At 65.0% G+C, this 19,592-nt stretch carries 13 protein-coding genes; 8 read left to right on the top strand and 5 right to left on the bottom strand.

Translation table 11 applies throughout. From position 1 onward, the window contains the following. Positions 1–3 precede the first annotated feature (3 nt). Positions 4–1,227, bottom strand: coding sequence for a Zn-dependent hydrolase (locus F7R11_RS16910; protein WP_082932906.1), 1,224 nt, complete (start codon positions 1,225–1,227; stop codon positions 4–6). Between the two features lie 380 nt (positions 1,228–1,607). Here F7R11_RS16910 and F7R11_RS16915 point away from each other — a divergent pair, with 380 nt between their 5' ends. From F7R11_RS16915 to F7R11_RS16925, 3 genes are read left to right on the top strand one after another with little or no spacing between them, the layout of a single operon-like run. Further along, a complete protein-coding gene (locus F7R11_RS16915) occupies positions 1,608–2,927 on the top strand; it encodes an MFS transporter (RefSeq protein ID WP_064806837.1) in 1,320 nt (439 codons plus the stop codon). Between the two features lie 23 nt (positions 2,928–2,950). Continuing rightward, positions 2,951–3,751 carry a class II aldolase/adducin family protein gene (locus F7R11_RS16920; protein WP_064809011.1) on the top strand — a complete coding sequence of 267 codons (801 nt, stop codon included), beginning with the start codon at positions 2,951–2,953 and terminating at the stop codon, positions 3,749–3,751. Positions 3,752–3,756: 5 nt separating this feature from the next. Next, positions 3,757–4,683: a 2-hydroxyacid dehydrogenase gene (locus F7R11_RS16925; protein ID WP_064809012.1), complete on the top strand. Its 927-nt coding sequence runs from the start codon at positions 3,757–3,759 to the stop codon at positions 4,681–4,683. A gap of 4 nt (positions 4,684–4,687) precedes the next feature. On the opposite strand, the gene F7R11_RS16930 is transcribed toward F7R11_RS16925, so the two are convergent. Further along, a complete protein-coding gene (locus tag F7R11_RS16930; protein ID WP_064806835.1) occupies positions 4,688–5,644 on the bottom strand; it encodes a LysR family transcriptional regulator in 957 nt (318 codons plus the stop codon). Positions 5,645–5,814: 170 nt separating this feature from the next. Here F7R11_RS16930 and F7R11_RS16935 point away from each other — a divergent pair, with 170 nt between their 5' ends. Continuing rightward, positions 5,815–7,470 carry an ArnT family glycosyltransferase gene (locus F7R11_RS16935; protein WP_064806832.1) on the top strand — a complete coding sequence of 552 codons (1,656 nt, stop codon included), beginning with the start codon at positions 5,815–5,817 and terminating at the stop codon, positions 7,468–7,470. Positions 7,471–7,542: 72 nt separating this feature from the next. On the opposite strand, the gene F7R11_RS16940 is transcribed toward F7R11_RS16935, so the two are convergent. From F7R11_RS16940 to F7R11_RS16950, 3 genes are all read right to left on the bottom strand, one after another. After that, a complete protein-coding gene (locus F7R11_RS16940; protein WP_021192657.1) occupies positions 7,543–7,965 on the bottom strand; it encodes a putative hemolysin in 423 nt (140 codons plus the stop codon). 103 nt (positions 7,966–8,068) lie between these two features. Continuing rightward, positions 8,069–9,370 carry an ATP-binding protein gene (locus F7R11_RS16945; RefSeq protein ID WP_064806830.1) on the bottom strand — a complete coding sequence of 434 codons (1,302 nt, stop codon included), beginning with the start codon at positions 9,368–9,370 and terminating at the stop codon, positions 8,069–8,071. Next, positions 9,354–10,094 (bottom strand): response regulator, encoded by a 741-nt coding sequence (locus tag F7R11_RS16950; protein ID WP_021192659.1) that lies wholly within the window; start codon positions 10,092–10,094, stop codon positions 9,354–9,356. The genes F7R11_RS16945 and F7R11_RS16950 overlap by 17 nt, the downstream gene beginning before the upstream one ends. Before the next feature lie 243 nt (positions 10,095–10,337). Here F7R11_RS16950 and F7R11_RS16955 point away from each other — a divergent pair, with 243 nt between their 5' ends. From F7R11_RS16955 to F7R11_RS16970, 4 genes are read left to right on the top strand one after another with little or no spacing between them, the layout of a single operon-like run. Next, entirely contained in the window at positions 10,338–11,750 is a 1,413-nt protein-coding gene (locus F7R11_RS16955; protein WP_064806828.1) for an MdtA/MuxA family multidrug efflux RND transporter periplasmic adaptor subunit, read from the top strand. A 47-nt stretch (positions 11,751–11,797) separates the two neighbouring features. Continuing rightward, positions 11,798–14,953: an MdtB/MuxB family multidrug efflux RND transporter permease subunit gene (locus tag F7R11_RS16960; protein ID WP_064806826.1), complete on the top strand. Its 3,156-nt coding sequence runs from the start codon at positions 11,798–11,800 to the stop codon at positions 14,951–14,953. Next, complete coding sequence (locus F7R11_RS16965) at positions 14,950–18,057, top strand: multidrug efflux RND transporter permease subunit (RefSeq protein WP_064806824.1); 3,108 nt, start codon at positions 14,950–14,952, stop codon at positions 18,055–18,057. Before F7R11_RS16960 ends, F7R11_RS16965 begins: the two co-directional genes overlap by 4 nt. Then, positions 18,057–19,589: an AdeC/AdeK/OprM family multidrug efflux complex outer membrane factor gene (locus tag F7R11_RS16970; RefSeq protein ID WP_064809010.1), complete on the top strand. Its 1,533-nt coding sequence runs from the start codon at positions 18,057–18,059 to the stop codon at positions 19,587–19,589. Before F7R11_RS16965 ends, F7R11_RS16970 begins: the two co-directional genes overlap by 1 nt. Positions 19,590–19,592: the final 3 nt, after the last annotated feature.

Genomic DNA, 19,592 nt, shown 5'->3' on the forward strand with positions numbered 1-19,592 from the left:
CACTCACTTCGCCCGCGCCAACATGGCATGCAGCAATACATCGGCGCCGCGCGTGACGTCCTCGGGCAGCGCATCTTCGGCTTCGTTGTGGCTCAGGCCGTTCACGCACGGGATAAAGATCATCGCCGTCGGGCAATGCTTGGCGATGTGGATGGCGTCATGCCCTGCACCGCTCACGATGCGCTGGTGCGGGTAGTCGAGCGCTTGCACCGCGTCGGCCACGGCCTTCACGCAGGCGGCGTCGAACGGCGTGGCGGGGCTCACCCAGTGCTGGTCGATCTTCACCGTCAGGCCACGGCGCTCTGCAATCTCAGCAAAGCGCCCACGCAGCGCGGCTTCCATTTCCGCGATACGGGCGTCGTCGTGATGGCGCAGATCGACCGTAAAGGTCAGGTCTGCGGCGATGGTGTTGCGCGAGGCGTTACGAATACCGATCTCGCCCACCGTGACCAAGCCACGTGGCGCAAAGTCATCGACCAGCGCTTCCAGCGAAGTTGCCATCTCGGCCGCCGCGAACAGCGCATCGCGGCGAAAGCGCATCGGCGTGGTGCCGGCGTGCGCGGCCTGCCCCTGCACGTGCACGTCGAGCCAGCGGATGGCCTGCCCACCGGTAACGACGCCAATCGGCACGCCGTTCTCCTCCAGGATCGGGCCTTGCTCGATATGCGCCTCGAAGTACGTATCGAACGGCTCGCCGGGGATAGCGCGTTCGCCTGCGTAGCCCGTGGCCGCCAAAGCGTCGGCAACTGAAACGCCCTGCGCATCGCGCGAGGTCAGCGCCTGGTCGAGCGGCATCACACCGGCAAATGCCGCCGAGCCCAGCATGGCCGGCGTGAAGCGCGCGCCTTCCTCGTTGGTCCACACGACGATCTCGATGGGCTTGTCGGTTTCGACCCGCGCGTCGTTGAGCGTGCGGACAACTTCCAGTGCGGCCAACACGCCGTAAACGCCATCAAAGCGACCGCCTTCGGGCTGCGTATCAAGGTGGCTGCCGCTGGCCACCGGGCGCGCGTTGGCCGACTTGCCCGCGCGGCGCGCAAACAGGTTGCCGACGCGGTCGGTGCTGAGCGTCAAGCCAGCGTCTTCGCACCAGCGCGCAAACAATGCACGGCCAGCTGCGTCCTCTTCAGTGAGCGCCAAACGCCGTACGCCGCCCTTGGGTGTACCGCCCACCTCAGCCATTTCCATCAGGCTCGACCACAGTCGCGCCCCGTTGACCTTCAGCATGTCTCCCTTCCTTCGCATGCACGCCGACCGGCTCGGCGCATCCAGGCGTCTTTATCTGGCAGCGGGAGAAGACGCGTCAAATTGCGAATGTTTATCCGCTATATAAATCAGGCAAATACCGTTGGCGCGAAACATGCATGAGGTCATGGGCCTGCCAAGCACTCGCACCGCGATGGCGCAATCACAGCGGCCAGCGCCCAACGCAAGGGCATAAGCACGGCTAATACGGGGAATCAAAAATGCGAATTTGCCGGCATCTGCGTTGATGCGCATAAATGGCGACGTCGGCTGACGACCGACGCCCCGCTTCCGCGGCACAGACCGATGCCTGAACATCGGCGGCGCGGGGGCGGGCCACGCCCAATAGAGGAGGACGCCCCATGTCAGTGTCACAACCCACCACCGTGACGCACCAGCCCGTGCGCGCGGCCACCGCCGCATTCATCGGCACCGCTGTCGAGTTCTACGACTACTACACCTACGCCACCGCCGCCGCGCTCGTGCTGGGCGAGGTGTTCTTCCCGAGCAGCAACCACTTCCTGAGCACGATGGCGTCGTTCGCGACGTTCTTTGTCGGCTTCATTGCGCGGCCGCTTTCAGGCGCCGTGTTCGGCCACCTGGGCGACCGCATCGGCCGCAAGAAGATGCTACTGGTGACGATGTTTCTGATGGGGATTGCCACCACAGGCATCGGCCTGCTGCCCGGTTACGCCACCATCGGTATCTGGGCGCCGATCCTGCTGGTGCTGCTGCGCGTGCTGCAGGGCATTGCGGTGGGCGGCGAATGGGGCGGCGCGGTGTTGATGGCAAGCGAACATGCGCCGAAAGCCAAGCGCGTGTTCTTCGCCTCGTTCCCGCAGATGGGCAGCCCGGTGGGGTTGATCCTGTCGCTGCTGTCGTTCCGGCTGGTGTCGTCGCTCGACCATGAGAGCTTTGTCACGTGGGGCTGGCGCTTGCCGTTCCTGGCGAGCTTCATCCTGCTGCTGGTGGGCGTGGCGATCCGCATGGGCGTGAAGGAATCGCCCGAGTTCGAGCGTATGAAACAGAACAACGAGGTGCTCAAGAACCCGGTGGGCGAAGTGCTGCGCACGGCGTGGCGCCCGATCGTGCTGGCGGCCATGGCCACCACGATTGGCTCGGCGGGCTTCTTCTTCACCAACACCTTCATGATTTCGTACGTGACCACGTACCTGGGCATGTCGAAGGCGCTGATTCTCGATTGCCTGTTCGTCGTGACGATCCTGCAATTGCTGTCGCAGCCGGTGTCGGCGCTGCTGGCACAACGCTATGGCGATACGCATTTCCTGACGTGGGCCGCCTTCATCTCGATGCTCACGCCGTATCCGATGTTCCTGCTGGTGAGCACACAGAACCCGGTGGCGATGGTGGCGGGCATCACGCTGGCGGTGGTCACGCTGTCGGCGGTGTATGCCGTTATCGCGGGCTTCATGACGCCGGCCTTTCCGACGCGCGTGCGCTATTCCGGCATCTCGATCGCCTATCAGGTCTGCACGATGATTGCCGGCGGCACCACCCCGCTGATCGGCACGATGCTGGCCGAGCGCTACAAGGGCGAATGGTTGCCGCTGGCGCTGTTCTTTACGGTGCTCTCCGCGATCTCGCTCGTCGGCATCATCGGCCTGGGCCGCTATCGCGACGGCAAGCAGCCTGAAGAAGCCGCCGCACTCGCCACAAATTGATGTCCACCTCCATACGCATGCCCATGGAAGCCCAACCCGTTTCGCTGCACACACGCCGCCCGGCGGCGTTCTCTGAAGCCGAATGGCAGGTCCGCACCGACCTCGCCGCGCTGTACCGGCTGATCGACCATTTCCGCATGACGGACATGATCGACACGCACATCACCGCGCGCCTGCCGGACGAGAACGGTCGCCCCACGTTCCTCATCAACCGCTACGGCGTGCTGTTCGGCGAGATGCGCGCGTCGGACCTCGTCAAGATTGATCTGGACGGCAACGTCATCGACGAACGCGCCAATGCCGACCCCGAGCACTACGCCGTCAATGCGGCGGGCTTCACGATCCACTCGGCCATCCATGCTGCGCGCGATGATCTGCACTTCGTGGTGCACACGCATACGGCGGCGGGTATCGCCGTCTCCGCGCAAGAACATGGCCTGCTGCCGATCAGTCAACACGCGCTGAAGTTCTACGGCAAGCTCGCGTATCACGACTACGAGGGCATCGCACTGGACCTGGGCGAGCGCGAACGCCTCGTGCACGACTTCGGCCAGCACAAGGCGATGATCCTGCGCAACCACGGGCTGCTGGCAGGCGGTGCGACGGCGGCAGATGCGTTCCATGAAATCTACTTTCTCGAACGTGCCTGCCAGGCGCAGATCCAGGCATTGGCCGGTGGCACACCGCTGCGCTTTCCGCCGGAAGAGGTGCGCCAACGCACCGCTGCGCAGTTCAACCGCGAGGAATCGCCCGTCATCGCACGCCGCGCATGGCTGGCAGCGCTGCGGCTGATCGACACCTCCCGCTCCGACTATCGGAGCTGATGCGCATGACCACCCTCGCCCTCATCAGCCGCGACTACGACATGTCGCACCTGGTGCCCGCCATCCTGCGCGCCGCACCCGAGCTGGACGTGTGCATGTATGGCGAACCTGCAGCACACGACGCGGAAGTCGCTGTCTGCTGGAACCCACCGGAAGGCGCCATCGCCGCAATGCCCCGCGTGCGCCTCGTCCACAGCATCGCCGCGGGCGTCGACAACATCTTGGTTGATCCGACGTTGCCCGCCATCCCGCTGTGCCGCGTGGTCGATCCGCAGCACGCGCGCGGCATGGCGGAGTTCATCACCTGGGGCGTGCTGCATTTCCACCGGCAGTTGGACCGCGTGCTCGCCAACCAGCGCAGCGCGACGTGGTTCCGGCCGGAACAGCAACATCCGTCAACCTGCACCGTCGGCGTGATGGGCTTGGGGGAGATCGGTTCGCACGTGGCCACCGAACTGCATCGGCTCGGCTTCAACGTGCGCGGCTGGGCGCGGCAATCGCGTGATCTGCCGGGCGTTGGCGTGTATTGCGGCGGGGCCGGTCTGCCGATGTTCCTGGAAGGGACCGACATCCTGATCTGCCTGCTGCCGCTCACCGATGCGACGCGCGGCCTGCTGAACGCCAGCACATTCGCGCGGCTCAAGCCGGGGGCCAAGCTGATTCACGTGGGGCGTGGCGAACATCTTGTCGCCGCCGATTTGCTGGAAGCACTGCAAAGCGGTCACCTCGGCGGTGCTATCGTCGACGTGTTCCCCAACGAGCCGCTGCCGGCGGATGACCCACTCTGGCGCGCGCCCAACCTGATCGTCACGCCGCATATGGCATCGGTCGCCAGCGCTGACACCATCGGCTTGCAGGTCGCGCAGAACGTGCGGCGCCTGCTCAAAGGCGAACCGCTGGACAACGTCGTCGACGTTTCCCGCGGTTACTGACTGACTAACCGTTGGCCGTTTCCGGATAGCGCGCATCGATAAACCGGTGCAGCGCTTCCAGGAACGCCGCTTCCGCCGCACTGAACTTGCGGTCGGCCATCCACAGCAGGTGCATGTCGACATCTGCCACGCCACCTTCGGGTGGCAGGCGTTGCAGTTTCCCCTGCTCCACGTCGTCCTGCGCCACATGCTCGGGCAGGCAGCCGATGCCGAAGCCCGCCACGATCAACCGCCGCACTTCCCACATGCTCGATGACGAGCCGACCACCGGCCCGGTCAGCCCCATCTCGTCGCGGAAGAACGTGAGCATCGAGAGCGGATCACCGATCTTGTCGCCGGTGAACGAGACGAACTTCTCGCCAGCCAGATCGGCAATCTGCACATCCGTCTTGCCGAACAGCGGGTGGTACTGCCCGCAGAACAAGGCGTAGCGCTGGCGCAAGAACAGCCGGTGCTCGATCTTCTTGGGCAGCGCGCGCTTGGGTGAGAGCCCCAGCGTGGCCGTGCGCAACTCCAGGCTGCGCACCACATCAGCGCTGCGCATTTCTTGGCATTCGAGTTCGATGCGCGGATAGTCGCGGTGGAAGCGCCCGAGGAATGCGTCGTAGTCGGGGAAATCCAAGCCGCTGACGATGGCCACACGCACCATGCCGGCAATCTCGTGCCCACCCTCGCCACTGGCCTGCGACAGGCGCGAGATGGTGCCGTAGACCTCTTCGGCAATCAGGCGGACTTCCTCGCCCGCGCGGGTGATCTCGATGGGGTTGGCCTGACGATCGATCAATTGCAGGCCGAGCTGGTCTTCCAGCCGCTTGAGCGCCTGGCTCACAGCAGGCTGTGTCAGGTGCAAGCGTGTTGCGGCACGGCTGATGCTGCGTTCGCGCGCAATGGCGAGAAAGGTGCGCAACAGATTCCAGTCGAGGCGGTCGTTGAGGTAGGTGTCGAGCTTGGTCTTGCTCATGGGGCGAATTGCGTTGGGGGATTGGGAGGATTCGGCCATTGCAAGCCATATGCCAGCGGCTAACCGTGCGCTAACCCGGCATGGACTAGAATCCTAGCCTTTCCGACCGTGCCCGCGAAGTTCACCCCAGCATGGAATCCCGCATTACTCCTTCCCGCCGCTCGCCTTGGATGGCGCTGATTGTCGTTGCGCTCGTCGCCGTGTTCCTGGCGCTCTGGACGGACGACCTGTTCCAGCGCTCCACCCTGTTCCGCCCCGATGAAGGCCGCTATGCGGAGATCCCGCGCGAGATGGTGGTCTCGGGCGATTGGGTGACGCCGCGCCTGAACGATCTCAAGTATTTCGAGAAGCCGCCCCTGCAGTACTGGACGACGGCCGCCACCTTCCAGGCGTTCGGCGTGAATGCCTGGGGCGCGCGCCTGTGGCCGGTGCTGTTCGGCCTGGGCGGCATCCTGATGACGGCGTGGACGCTGGCGGTCTATCGCGGTGGACGCACGGCGGCAACCGGCGCGGCGATCCTCGCGTCGTCACTGCTGTATCTGCTGTTTGGTCAGGTCATCACGCTCGACATGGGCGTGGGTTTCTTCCTAACCGTGGGCGCGTGCGGCTTTGCGCTAGCGCAGCGGCCTGGTGTATCACGCGGTGGACAGCTCGGGTGGATGCTGGTGGTCTGGCTGGCGCTGGCCGGCGCCACGCTTACCAAGGGATTGATCGGACTGGTGGTGCCGGGGTTGATTGGCGTGGCCTATCTGCTGATGACGCGCAACTGGGCACTGATCCGCCGCATGCATTGGCTGCCGGGCCTGGCGCTGTACTTGGTCGCCACGGTGCCGTGGTTTGTGATCGTGCAGCAGCGCAACCCCGAGTTTTTCGACTTCTTCTTCATCCACGAGCACTTCCAGCGCTTCCTGACCAACGAGCATCACCGCAGCGGCAAGTGGTGGTACTTCATCGCGGTGGGCGCGGCTGGGCTGTTGCCTTGGACGCCGCTGTTCTTCACGGCCATCGGCAGACGCATTGGGCGCGTGGCCGATCTGTTTGTCGGCACGCGGGAGTTCGATCTGATGCGCTGGTCGATCGCCTGGACGGCGATGATCTTCCTGTTCTTCTCGGTCTCAAGCTCCAAGCTGCCGGGCTACATCGTGCCGGCCTTCCCTGCGTTGGCGATCATCCTGGCCCTGGCGCTGGAGAAGATGCCAACCCGCGCCGTTGCATGGGCGCTGGGCGTGAATCTGTTGATCGCCATCGGGCTGTGGTTTGCGGTGCCCCTGATTGGCGCCAAGGCGGGCGCCAAGATGCCGGCCGAGCAGGTGGCGCAAGCCATGCCAGTGCTGCGCAGCGTGATGGCCATGCTGGCCGTCGGCACGCTGGCAGCATTGCTGGCCCTGCGGTGGCAGCGGCACATGCTGGCGGTGATCGTGCTGTCGCTCTCCGCCCTGTTCTGCTGGGACCGGGTGCTCAACGCCACCGAGATCTTCCGCGATGCGCTCTCCGCACGCGACCTCATCGAGAAGACGCAACAGGCCGTCGGGCCGATTCCCGCCGAGATGCCGTTCTACTCGGTCGAGTGGCTGGACCAGACCGCCATCTATTACCTGGGCCGCCCGATGACGCTGGTTTCCGGCTTTGACGAGCTGGAAATGGGCGCCGGCCTGGAGCCAAACAAGGTGGTCGCCACCACGGACGAATGGATCCAGCGCTGGACCGACGGCCCGCCCGCTTACGCCTTCATGCGTCGCATGACGTGGCAGAAGTTGCAAGCCGCTGGCGTACCGATGCGCCTGGTGGCCGAATCCGCCGACAAGGTGGTGGTGGCGCGCCGGTAAGCTCGCGCGACACCTCGCGAACGCAAAAGCAAAGGGCCGCAGATGCGGCCCTTTTTCATGGTGCGCGGCGTCTTACCACGTGCAACTGCCGCGCAGGAACGCCCACTCCTCGCACTCATCTCCACCAGGGCTCACACAGGTGCCGACTTCGGTGCCGTTGGCGCGGGTGGAAAACTCAAGCTGCCCACCACGCTGCAGGCAGTATTCCGAAGCAGGATTGGCCATGCCGACATTGGAGCGCGGCGGCTCGGTTGCTGTGCCAGCAGGCGGCGTGGCCGGTACCACCGGTGAAGGCCGCGCAACCGGCGGCTGCGAAACAGGGGACGACATGGGCGGCGGCGCCGGCTGGATGGTCGTGCGCGGCGGCTGCCAGGGCGGCATCGGCGACGAGCAGGCCGCCAGCCCCGTTGCCAGCATCAACGCGGCAACAACGGCAGCGCGGCGGCCTTGGCCAGCATCCTCAACAACCGTGGCGAGACAGACTGCGCGATCCATGCGTTTCCTCCCGAGGTTCCAGTGCTGCGCACGCAACCAGCGTGCTTGACCGCCTAAGGATAGCGTACGAAACCGCCGGCCCCTATGTCAGGCGGTCAGACGGTCAGGCCGCCACAGCCGGCACGGGAAACCGCATGGTGACGCGAAAACCCGGCGTCGGCGCATCGCTCGCAGCCGGCCCGATCGACAGGTCGCCGCCAAGATGCCGCACCAGCCGATCGACAATCGCCAGGCCCAGCCCGCAGTGCGCATTGCCGCCGCGCGCCGGGTCCAGGCGGACGAACGGGCGCATCACCCGATCAATATCGGCCGTGGGGATGCCCGCGCCGTGGTCTTCCACTGTCAACGTAAAGCCATGCTCATCCGATGCCGTGCAGACGTTGACGGGCGCCGCGCCGTAAGCAAACGCGTTGTCGAGCAGATTGACGACGATGCGCTCCAGGTGCGTCGGCTTGAGGCGGAAGCGATCCCCGGCGTGCAAATCCAGCGCGACATGCTTGCCCTGCTCCGCAAACGGCTGCACCAGCCCACGCAGGTGGCGATCGACCGTCACCTCGCGCGCCTCGCTGTCACCGCTCTGTGCATAGGCGAGAAACTGCTCGACGATGGCCGACATGGATTCGACATCGCGCTCGATGCCTGCGCCCGCCTTTTGGTCTGCCAGCATCTCGGCACGCAGGCGCAGGCGTGAGAGCGGTGTTTTCAGATCATGCGCAATGCCAGCCAGCATGGTGTTGCGCTCTTCGTCCGCGGCGGACAGGTCGGCGGCCATGTGGTTGAACTGATCGGTCAACTGGCGCAGCTCGTACGGGCCGCGCTCCTTGAGCGGCGCCACATAGCGGCGCCGTGCCAGCGCACCGGCAGCCTCGGCCAGCGCGCGCACCGGGCGCTGGATCTGCCAAGCCGCAAACAACGAGAACGCAATGGCAATCGCCAGCACCACCATGATCCCGGGCACCACGGCCGAGATGGTCGGCGGCGCATGCACCCACACGAGCGGCATTGCGATCCATTTGTCGCGCTGCGGAAAACGCACAAACACCCGGGGAGTCGCCGCCGCTTCCAGCCGGAGTTCCGTGCCGGCCGGCAGGCGGCGGGCAAGCTGGCGCGCAAGCTCGGCGGATTTGTCCGATGCCGACAGTGCATCACCGGCCGGCGCCTCATTGGTTTCGATCACCAAGTCAGGCAACTTGGCGCGCAGGTGGCCATCCATCACCGCCTGGAAGGCTTGCAACTGGAACGCCATCTGGTCGACCGACGCCTGGTACTGCCGCTCGCGCCGTTCGGAGCGCAGCACGCCAAGCCACGAAAAATGGCTCAGCACCAGCACCACCACGATCAGCCCGGCCAACCGGCCAAAAAGGGTGTCAAACCGCGGCGTATCGAATCTAGCCTTGAACTTCATCGCGCACTTCCTGCTCTTCCCGCTCGTCCGGCACAAAGGTGTAGCCGCGGCCGCGCACGGTCTGGATGTAGCGCGGGCGCTGGGCATCCTCATCCAGCACGCGGCGCAGGCGCCAGATCTGCACGTCGATCCCGCGGTCGGACACACCGCTGCCCGGGCCATACATCAATTCGACGATGTGCTCGCGCGTCAGCACCTGCATGGCATGCGCAATCAGCAGCTTGAGCAGCGCAAACTCGGTGTCGCTGATGGACAGCGCGCGATCGCCGCGAAACAGCGTGCGCATGCGGAAATTGAGCTTGAACGGGCCGAATGCAAAGCTGTCGCGGTCTTCCGGGGCGGAGGCCGGCACCGCCTGGCGGCGGCGCAGCACGGCGTTGATACGCGCCAACAACTCACGCGGCGAGAACGGCTTGCCCAGGTAATCATCCGCGCCGATCTCCAGGCCGATGATGCGGTCGATCTCATCGCTGCGGGCGGTGAGCAGGATAACCGGCACGTCGTCGTTGCGGGCGCGCAGGTCACGCAGGGCCGACAGGCCATCCACCTTGGGCATCATCAGGTCAAGCACCACAAGTGCTGGGCGCTCGCGCTCGAGCCGGGCGGCCAGGCCATCACCGTCGTGCATGACGGACACGGCAAAGCCCTGCTGGGTCAGGTATTCGCGCAGCAGGTCGCGCAGTTCGACGTCGTCATCGACGACCAGGATCTTGGTGCCGCTCATGTCTGGGGGAGGCGCTTGAAAGTGTGCTCATGATAACGATTGTCACGCGCGCGAAGCGTCTATGCATTGACGTCATATTGTTTCTCGCGGTAACAGCAGAACGGGTTTGTAATCTGACGTAATACAACCCGCTGCGCGACTAATTCTGCGCAAAGACGATGCCTTTAAGCTGCGGTCTGACTGGAATAAGCGCCGGGTATCATGTGCGCTCATCCCCATATTGATCCAACCAGGAAGCACGACATGTCCGAGGCGATGGACCCTGAACGCGGCAACAATAAGAACGCCGGCCACAAAAATGCGGAGCACGGCACGCAAGAGATGCGCGATGGAGTCTCGCCGACGCTGCTGCCGCCTCCGCGCGAAGGTGGCAAGCGCCGCCGCTGGGGCATCTGGGTGGTGCTCGTCATTGTGGTGTTGATCGGCTACGCGGTCTGGCACGCAACGCATCGCAACGCCGGCGGCCCTGGCGGCGCGGGCCGAGGTGGCCCAGGCGGACGCGGCGCAGCCATGGCCAACAAGCCGATGCCCGTGATGGTGGCCACCGCCGCCAAGGGCGATATCAATGTGGTGATCTCGGCATTGGGCAACGTGACGCCCGTGGTCAACGTGACCGTCAAGAGCCGTGTGGACGGCCAGCTTGTGCGCATCCACTTTACCGAGGGGCAGAACGTGAAGGCCGGCGACCTGCTGGCTGAAATCGACCCGGCCACTTACCAGGCGCAACTGCTGCAGGCACAGGGCCAGCTTGCCCGCGATCAGGCCCTGTTGCAGAACGCCAAGCTCGACCTGCAGCGTTACCAGACCTTGGCTGCGCAGGACTCCATCGCCAAGCAACAGGTCGACACCCAGGCCTCGCTGGTGCGCCAGTATGAAGGCACGGTCAAGCTGGACCAGGGCAACGTCGACAACGCCCGCGTGCAACTCTCGTACACACGTATTACTGCGCCAGTGTCGGGCCGCGTGGGCCTGCGCCAGGTGGACCCGGGCAACATCGTGCATGCGTCGGACACCAACGGCATTGTCGTCATCACGCAGATCGACCCGATGACGGTCATCTACTCCATCCCCGAAGACAGCCTGCCCAAGGTCATGCCGCGCCTGCAGTCCGGTGACAAGCTGCCGGTGGATGCCTGGGACCGCGCACAGACCACGGTGCTTGCACACGGCGTACTCATGACGGTGGACAACACCATCGACAACACCACGGGCACGGTCAAGCTGCGCGCGCAGTTCCCGAACCAGAACGCTGCGCTGTTCCCCAACCAGTTTGTGAACGTACGCATGCGCGTGGATACGTTGCACGACCAGGTGATCGTGCCGGGCGCCGCCATCCAGCGCGGCACGCAAGGCACGTTCGTCTACATCGTGGGCCAGGACAGCAACGTGACGCTGCGCGTGGTCAAGCTGGGCGTGACCGAAGGCGAGCGCGTCTCGATCACCTCTGGCCTGCAACCCGGCGAGCGCGTGGTCATTGACGGCGCCGACAAGCTGCGCGACGGCGCACCGGTGGAAGTGATCCAGCCCGGTGCGGCCAACGCGGCAAGCGCGCCCGCTGCGGGCCAGGGCCGCCAGGGTGGGCAGGGTCAACGCCACCACCGCGGCCAGGGTGGTGCATCCGCGCCTGCGGCAAGCGCGCCTGCCGCCAAGCAGTAAGCCGTGCCTCGCGCACTCGCCTGACGAAGTCTTCTGTTTGAGCTGGCATGAATCCCTCACGAATTTTCATCCTCCGGCCCGTGGCGACCACCCTGCTGATGGTCGCTATCCTGCTGTCGGGCCTGGTGGCGTACCGGATGCTGCCGCTCTCCGCGCTGCCTGAGGTCGACTACCCGACCATCCAGGTGACGACGCTGTACCCGGGCGCGAGCCCGGACGTGATGACGTCGGCCATCACCGCGCCATTGGAGCGGCAGTTCGGCCAGATGCCGGGTCTGAAGCAGATGACGTCATCCAGTTCGGGCGGCGCCTCGGTCATCACGCTGCAGTTTGATCTGTCGCTCTCGCTCGACATTGGTGAGCAGGAAGTGCAGGCGGCCATCAATGCGGCCGGCAACCTGCTGCCGACCGACCTGCCGATGCCACCGATCTACAGCAAGGTCAACCCGGCCGACGCGCCGATCCTGACGCTGGCGATCACCTCCAACACGATGCCGTTGCCCAAGCTGGAAGACCTGGTCGACACGCGCATCGCACAAAAGCTGTCGCAGCTGCCGGGTATCGGCCTGGTGAGCATCAGCGGCGGGCAACGGCCGGCGGTGCGCATCCAGGCCAACACGTCGGCACTGGCGGCGCTGGGGCTGTCGATTGACGACATCCGCACTTCCATCGGCACGGCTAACGTGAACGGCGCCAAGGGCAGCTTTGACGGCCCGATGCGCGCGTCCACGATTGATGCCAACGACCAGCTCAAGTCGGCCGCCGAGTACAGCAAGATGATCGTCGCCTACAAGAACGGCGCGCCCATCCGCCTGTCGGATGTGGCGCAGATCATCGACGGGGCCGAGAACAGCAAGCTGGCCGCCTGGGCCAACGCCACGCCCGCCATCATCCTGAACGTGCAGCGCCAGCCGGGCGCCAACGTGATCGAGGTCGTGGACCGCGCCAAGGCACTGCTGCCGCAGTTGAAGGACACCCTGCCCGGCAACGTGGACGTGGCCGTGCTGACCGACCGCACCACCACCATCCGCGCCTCCGTCACCGATGTGCAGCACGAGCTGATCCTGGCCGTGGCGCTGGTGGTGATGGTGATCTTCCTGTTCCTGCGCAATGTGCCGGCCACCTTGATTCCGGCCGCGGCAGTACCGCTGTCGCTGGTGGGCACCTTTGGCGTGATGTACATGGCCGGGTTCTCGATCAACAACCTGACGCTGATGGCGCTGACCATCGCCACCGGTTTCGTGGTGGATGACGCCATCGTCGTGATTGAGAACATCGCCCGCTACATTGAAGACGGCGATCCGCCCATGGAGGCCGCGCTCAAGGGCTCCAAGCAGATCGGCTTCACCATCATCTCGCTCACCTTCTCGCTGATTGCCGTGCTGATTCCGCTGCTGTTCATGGGCGACGTAGTCGGGCGGCTGTTCCGCGAGTTCGCTATCACGCTGGCGGTGTCGATTTTGATTTCGGCCGTGGTGTCGCTCACGCTCACGCCGATGATGTGCGCGCGCTTGCTCAAGCATATTCCCGAGGCTGAGCAGAGCCGCTTCTACCACGCCGCCGGTGCATTTTTCGACAACGTGATTGCGCACTACGGCCGCATGCTGCAGTGGGTGCTCGACCGCCAGAAGAGCACGCTGCTGGTGGCGATCGGTACGCTGGTGCTGACGGGCGTGCTGTATGTAGTAGTGCCCAAGGGCTTCTTCCCGGTGCAGGACACGGGCGTGATCCAGGGTATTTCGGATGCGTCGCAGTCGATCTCGTTCTCGGCCATGGCCGAGCGCCAGCAGAAGCTGGCCGAGGTAGTGCTGAAAGACCCGGCGGTGGAGAGCCTGTCGTCGTTCATTGGCGTGGATGGCACGAACACCACGCTCAACAGCGGCCGCATGCTGATCAACCTCAAGCCGAAGGACCAGCGCGACGCCGATGCGAGCGAGATCATCCAGCGCCTGCAGCCCGAGCTGGCCAAGGTGGCCGGTATCTCGCTGTACATGCAGCCGGTGCAGGATCTGACGATTGAAGACCGCGTCAGCCGCACGCAGTACCAGTTCACGGTGGAAGACCCGGACCCTGCCAACCTGTCGAAATGGGTGCCCAAGCTGGTCGAGCGCCTGAAGCAGACCCACGAGCTGCGCGACGTGGCAAGCGACCTGCAGGACAACGGCCTACGCGCCTATGTGCAGGTGGACCGCGACAAGGCAGCGGTGTACGGCATCACGATGGCGGCGGTCGATAGCGCGCTGTACAGCGCCTATGGCCAACGCCTGGTGTCGACCATCTTCACGCAGTCGAACCAGTACCGCGTGGTGCTGGAGAACGACCCCGGCATGCACGCCGGCCCGCAATCGCTGTATGACCTGCATGTGCCATCCAGCAACGGATCGCCCGTGCAACAGGTGCCACTGGGGGCCTTTGCCACGGTGATCGAGCAACCGGGCTCGCTGGTCATCAACCACCAGGGCCAGTTCCCGTCGGCCACCATCTCGTTCAACGTGGCGCCGGGTGCATCACTGGGCGCGGCGGTGGAGACCATCAAGGCCGTCGAGCAGGAAATCGGCCTGCCGCTCAGCATGGCAACCAGCTTCCAGGGCGCGGCCCTGGCATTCCAGGCTGCCCTGTCGAACCAGCTTTGGCTGATCCTGGCCGCCATCATCACGATGTACATCGTGCTGGGTGTGCTGTACGAAAGCACGATCCACCCGGTGACGATTCTGTCGACGTTGCCCTCGGCCGGCGTGGGTGCGCTGCTGTCCTTGCTGATTGCCGGCAAGGACATGGGCATCATCGGGATCATCGGGATCATCCTGCTGATCGGTATCGTCAAGAAGAACGCGATCATGATGATCGACTTCGCGCTGGAGGCCGAGCGCGAGCAAGGGATGAAGCCGCGCGACGCGATCTACCAGGCCTGTCTGCTGCGCTTCCGCCCGATTCTGATGACGACCATGGCAGCCCTGCTTGGCGCACTGCCGCTGATGCTCGGCTCGGGCGTGGGCTCGGAGCTGCGTCAGCCGCTGGGCATCACCATGGTGGGTGGCCTGCTGTTCAGCCAGGTGCTGACGCTGTTCACAACGCCGGTCATCTATCTGGCGTTTGACGGCCTGGGCGAGCGCCTGCGCGGTTGGCGTGAGCGCCGCGCTGGGCGCAATGCGCGCGGCGGCCACAACGCACCGGACGCCGATCAACCGGGCGGCCAGTCATGAACCTATCCGCCACCTTCATCGCGCGGCCGGTTGCCACGGCACTGCTGACCATTGGTGTGGCGCTGGCGGGCATGGCGGCATTCCGGTTGCTGCCGGTATCGCCGCTACCGCAGGTGGATTTTCCGACCATCTCGGTCAGTGCCTCGCTGCCCGGCGCCAGCCCCGAGACCATGGCCGCCACCGTGGCAACGCCGCTGGAACGTTCGCTCGGCCGCATCGCCGGCATTACGGAGATGACATCGTCCAGCTCGCTGGGCTCGTCACGCATCACGCTGCAGTTCGATCTTTCACGTGACATCGACGGCGCGGCGCGCGATGTGCAGGCCGCCATCAACGCGTCGCGCAGCCTGCTGCCGTCTGGTCTGCCGAGCAACCCGACGTACCGCAAGGTCAACCCGGCTGACGCGCCGATCATGATTCTCGGGATGACGTCAGACACCATGTCGCGCGGCGAGCTGTACGACGCGGCATCGAGCATCCTGGCGCAGAAGCTGTCGCAGATCTCGGGTGTGGGCCAGGTGACCATCGGCGGCGCGTCGCTGCCAGCGGTGCGTGTGGAGCTGAACCCGACGGCATTGAACAAGTACGGCATCTCGATGGAGACCGTGCGCACCATCATCACCTCCACCAACGCCAACCGGCCCAAGGGCATGGTGGAATCCGGCGATCGCGTGTGGACGATCTTTGCCAATGATCAGGCCAAGAAAGCTGCCGAATACAAGCCGCTGATCATCGCCTACAACAAAGGCGCCCCGGTACGGCTGTCCGACGTGGCAGAAGTCACCGATGGCGTGCAGGACATCCGCAACTACGGCTCGGCCAACGGCAAGGCCTCAGTGCTGCTGATCATCAGCCGGCAGCCGGGCGCCAACATCATCGACACCGTCGACGCCATCAACGAGACGCTGCCCTACCTGCGCAACACCATTCCCGCCCAGATCAACCTGGATGTGATGATGGACCGCACCCCCACCATCCGCGCTTCGCTCAAGGACGTGGAGCGCACGCTTGTGCTGTCCATTGCGCTGGTGATCATGGTGGTGTTTCTGTTCTTGCGTAACGTGCGGGCCACGCTCATCCCCAGTGTGGCCGTGCCGGTATCGCTCATCGGCACGTTCGGGGTGATGTACCTGTGCGGCTACAGCCTCGACAACCTGTCACTCATGGCGCTGACGGTGGCGACCGGCTTCGTGGTCGATGACGCCATCGTGGTGCTGGAGAACGTCTCGCGCCACATCGAAAACGGCATGCGGCCCATGCAGGCAGCGCTCAAAGGCGCACGCGAGGTCGGCTTCACGGTCGTGTCGATGAGCTTCTCGCTGATTGCCGTGTTCATTCCGCTGCTGCTGATGGGCGGCATTGTCGGCCGGCTGTTCCGCGAGTTTGCGGTCACGCTGTCGGTGGCCATTCTGGTGTCGCTGGTGGTCTCGCTCACCACCACACCGATGATGTGTGCACGGCTGCTCAAGCCCGCCAACGAAGAGGAATATGGCTGGTTCCACCGCAAGACCGAAGGCTTCTTCACCTTCCTGCTCGACCTCTACCGCAACTCGCTGGCCTGGGCGCTGCGCCATAGCTGGCTCACGCTGCTGATCCTGGCTGCCACCGTCTGCCTGAACGTCTACCTGTACATCATCGTGCCGAAGGGCTTCTTCCCGCAGCAGGACACGGGGCGCGTGATCGGGTTCATCCAGGCTGACCAGGCGATCTCGTTCCAGGCAATGCGCACCAAGCTGACGGACTTCATCACCATCGTCCGGCAAGACCCTGCCGTGGAGAACGTGGTGGGCTTCACGGGCGGCAGCCAGCGCAACACCGGGCAGATGTTCCTGCAGCTCAAGCCGCTGGCCGAGCGCAAGTTGTCGGCCGATCAGGTCATCAACCGGTTGCGCGGCAAGCTTGCGCAGGAGCCCGGTGCCACGCTGTTCCTGCAGTCGGTGCAGGACATTCGCGTGGGTGGCCGCGCCAGCAATGCGCAATACCAGTACACGCTGCAAGCCGATGACCTGGACGAACTGCGCACCTGGGATCCGAAGATCAAGCAGGCGCTCATGCAGGCCAAGTCGCTGACGGACGTCAACACCGATACGCAGGACAAGGGCCTGCAGACCACGCTCGTGATCGACCGCGACAAGGCCAAGGCGCTCGGCATCAATCCGGCCGATATCGACAACGCGCTGAACGACGCGTTCGGTCAGCGCCAGGTGTCCACCATCTACAACCCGCTCAACCAGTACCGGGTGGTGATGGAAGCCGCGCCGCAGTACTGGCAAAACCCCGAGGGCCTGCGCGACATCTACGTCATCACGTCGTCCGGTGCGCAGGTGCCGCTGTCCACCTTCTCGCACTACGAGCCGACCAACACGGCGCTGGCGGTCAACCACCAAGGGCAGTTTGCGGCCAGCACGATCTCGTTCAACCTGGCACCCGGGGCGTCACTGTCCACCGCCACGCAGGAGATCCAGGACACGATGAACCGCATCGGCGTGCCGTCCTCCGTGCACGGCAGTTTCCAGGGCACCGCCAAGGCGTTTCAGGATTCGCTCTCCAGCCAGCCGGTGCTGATCCTGTTTGCGCTGATCACCATCTATATCGTGCTGGGCATTCTGTACGAGAGCTACGTGCACCCGATCACGATCCTGTCGACGCTGCCGTCAGCGGGCGTGGGGGCGCTGCTGGCACTGATCATTACCGATACGGACTTTTCGATCATCGCGCTGATCGGCGTGATCCTGCTGATTGGCATCGTCAAGAAGAACGCGATCATGATGATCGACTTTGCGCTGGAGGCTGAGCGCAGCCAGGGCATGAGCCCGGCGGATGCGATCTTCCACGCCTGCGTGCTGCGCTTCCGGCCAATTCTGATGACGACGATGGCCGCACTGCTGGGCGCCCTGCCCCTCGCGCTCGGCCGCGGCGACGGTGCCGAACTGCGCACGCCGCTGGGTATCTCCATCGTCGGCGGCCTGCTGGTCAGCCAGATCCTGACGCTCTACACCACGCCGGTGGTCTACCTGGCGCTGGACCGCCTGCGCCTGCGCCGCGCCGGCCGCACGAAAGACACACCGTTGCCCTCTTTGGGTTCGCAAGGAAGCTCGACATGATGAAAAGAGGCCATCAAGCCCACCGCACACCCCGCCTGCTGCCGCGCACGTTGCTGAGCGCGACGGCGCTGGCTGCCTGCGCACTGCTGAGCGCCTGCGCGGTCGGCCCCGACTACAAGCGCCCCGACACCGAGGTGCCGCAGCAGTACAAGGAAGCCGGCGACTGGAAGGTCGCCAACCCGAGCGACGCCATTGCCCGCGGCAAGTGGTGGGAGATCTTCAACGACCCGCAACTGAACGCGCTGGAAGAACAGGTGGCCGCGGCCAACCAGAACATCGCGGTGGCGGATGCACAATACCGCCAGGCGCAGGCGCTGGTGCAATCGGCGCAGGCATCGTTCTTCCCGACCTTGGGCGCAAGTGCCTCGGCCACGCGCAGCCGCTCGGTGCGCACCACCGTCAACCCGGACGGCAGCCTGTCGGTCGGCAACCCAAGCCTGCAGAACTCACAAAGCCTGTCGCTCAACGCAAGCTGGGAGCTGGACCTGTGGGGCAGCATCCGCCGCAACGTTGAATCCAACAAGGCCAGCGCGCAAGCCAGCGCGGGAGACCTGTCCGCCGCCCTGCTCTCGGCACAGGCAACGCTGGCGCAGGATTATTTTCAATTGCGGGTCACGGATACGCAGAAGGCGGTCCTACAGCGCACGGTGGCCGACTATGCGCGTTTCCTGAAGCTCACGGAAAACCAGTACGCCGTGGGCGTGGCGCAGCGCTCTGACGTGCTGACCGCGCAAACGCAGCTCAAGCAGGCGCAAGCGCTGCTCCTGGACACCGAAGTCACACGCGCCCAGCTCGAACATGCGATTGCGGTGCTGATCGGCAAGCCGCCGGCAGCGTTTTCGCTGGCGCCGTCAAAGGCGACCAACGTGTATGAACTGCCGGCGCTGCCGGCGATTCCGCTGGAGATTCCGTCTGCCGTGCTGGAGCGCCGCCCCGACGTGGCCGCTGCCGAGCGCCGCATGGCCGCCGCCAACGCGCAAATCGGCGTCGCCAAGGCGGCCTTCTTCCCGACCCTCACGCTGGGTGCTTCGACTGGCCTTGCGGCCAACACGCTCACGCACCTGGCGACGCTGCCCAGCCGCATCTGGTCGATCGGCCCGACATTGGCCGCGACGCTGTTCGATGGTGGTGCACGATCGGCCGCCCTGGATAAGGCGGGTGCTGCCTATGACGGCTCGGTGGCTACGTACCGCCAAACCGTGCTCGGCGCTTTCCAGGACGTTGAAGACAACCTGGCAGCCCTGCGCTGGCAGACCAAGGAATTCGACGTGCAAGCCGATGCGGTCAAGGCCGCGCAAGAGGCCGCGCAGCTCTATCTCAACCGTTACCGCGCGGGCACCGTCAGCTTCCTCGACGTGATCACCGCGCAAGGGACTGCCTACAACGCCGAGCGCACGCTGCTTACCCTGCAGGGCAAGCAGTATTCGGCGGCGGTGCTGCTGGTCAAGGCACTGGGCGGCGGCTGGCACGGCGAGGTGCCAGTCGTCGGCCAAGCCGCGCTGCAGCCGGCTTCCGCACCCACTGCGCAATAACCC

The organism is Ralstonia insidiosa (assembly GCF_008801405.1).
GTDB classification, from domain to species: Bacteria; Pseudomonadota; Gammaproteobacteria; order Burkholderiales; family Burkholderiaceae; genus Ralstonia; species Ralstonia insidiosa.

Excerpts from the sequence above, each read along its gene's own strand:
- F7R11_RS16910 (WP_082932906.1), bottom strand. The coding sequence starts at position 1,227 with ATGCTGAAGGTCAACGGGGCGCGACTGTGGTCGAGCCTGATGGAAATG.
- F7R11_RS16915 (WP_064806837.1), top strand. The coding sequence starts at position 1,608 with ATGTCAGTGTCACAACCCACCACCGTGACGCACCAGCCCGTGCGCGCG.
- F7R11_RS16920 (WP_064809011.1), top strand. The coding sequence starts at position 2,951 with ATGGAAGCCCAACCCGTTTCGCTGCACACACGCCGCCCGGCGGCGTTC.
- F7R11_RS16925 (WP_064809012.1), top strand. The coding sequence starts at position 3,757 with ATGACCACCCTCGCCCTCATCAGCCGCGACTACGACATGTCGCACCTG.
- F7R11_RS16930 (WP_064806835.1), bottom strand. The coding sequence starts at position 5,644 with ATGAGCAAGACCAAGCTCGACACCTACCTCAACGACCGCCTCGACTGG.
- F7R11_RS16935 (WP_064806832.1), top strand. The coding sequence starts at position 5,815 with ATGGCGCTGATTGTCGTTGCGCTCGTCGCCGTGTTCCTGGCGCTCTGG.
- F7R11_RS16940 (WP_021192657.1), bottom strand. The coding sequence starts at position 7,965 with ATGGATCGCGCAGTCTGTCTCGCCACGGTTGTTGAGGATGCTGGCCAA.
- F7R11_RS16945 (WP_064806830.1), bottom strand. The coding sequence starts at position 9,370 with ATGAAGTTCAAGGCTAGATTCGATACGCCGCGGTTTGACACCCTTTTT.
- F7R11_RS16950 (WP_021192659.1), bottom strand. The coding sequence starts at position 10,094 with ATGAGCGGCACCAAGATCCTGGTCGTCGATGACGACGTCGAACTGCGC.
- F7R11_RS16955 (WP_064806828.1), top strand. The coding sequence starts at position 10,338 with ATGTCCGAGGCGATGGACCCTGAACGCGGCAACAATAAGAACGCCGGC.
- F7R11_RS16960 (WP_064806826.1), top strand. The coding sequence starts at position 11,798 with ATGAATCCCTCACGAATTTTCATCCTCCGGCCCGTGGCGACCACCCTG.
- F7R11_RS16965 (WP_064806824.1), top strand. The coding sequence starts at position 14,950 with ATGAACCTATCCGCCACCTTCATCGCGCGGCCGGTTGCCACGGCACTG.
- F7R11_RS16970 (WP_064809010.1), top strand. The coding sequence starts at position 18,057 with ATGAAAAGAGGCCATCAAGCCCACCGCACACCCCGCCTGCTGCCGCGC.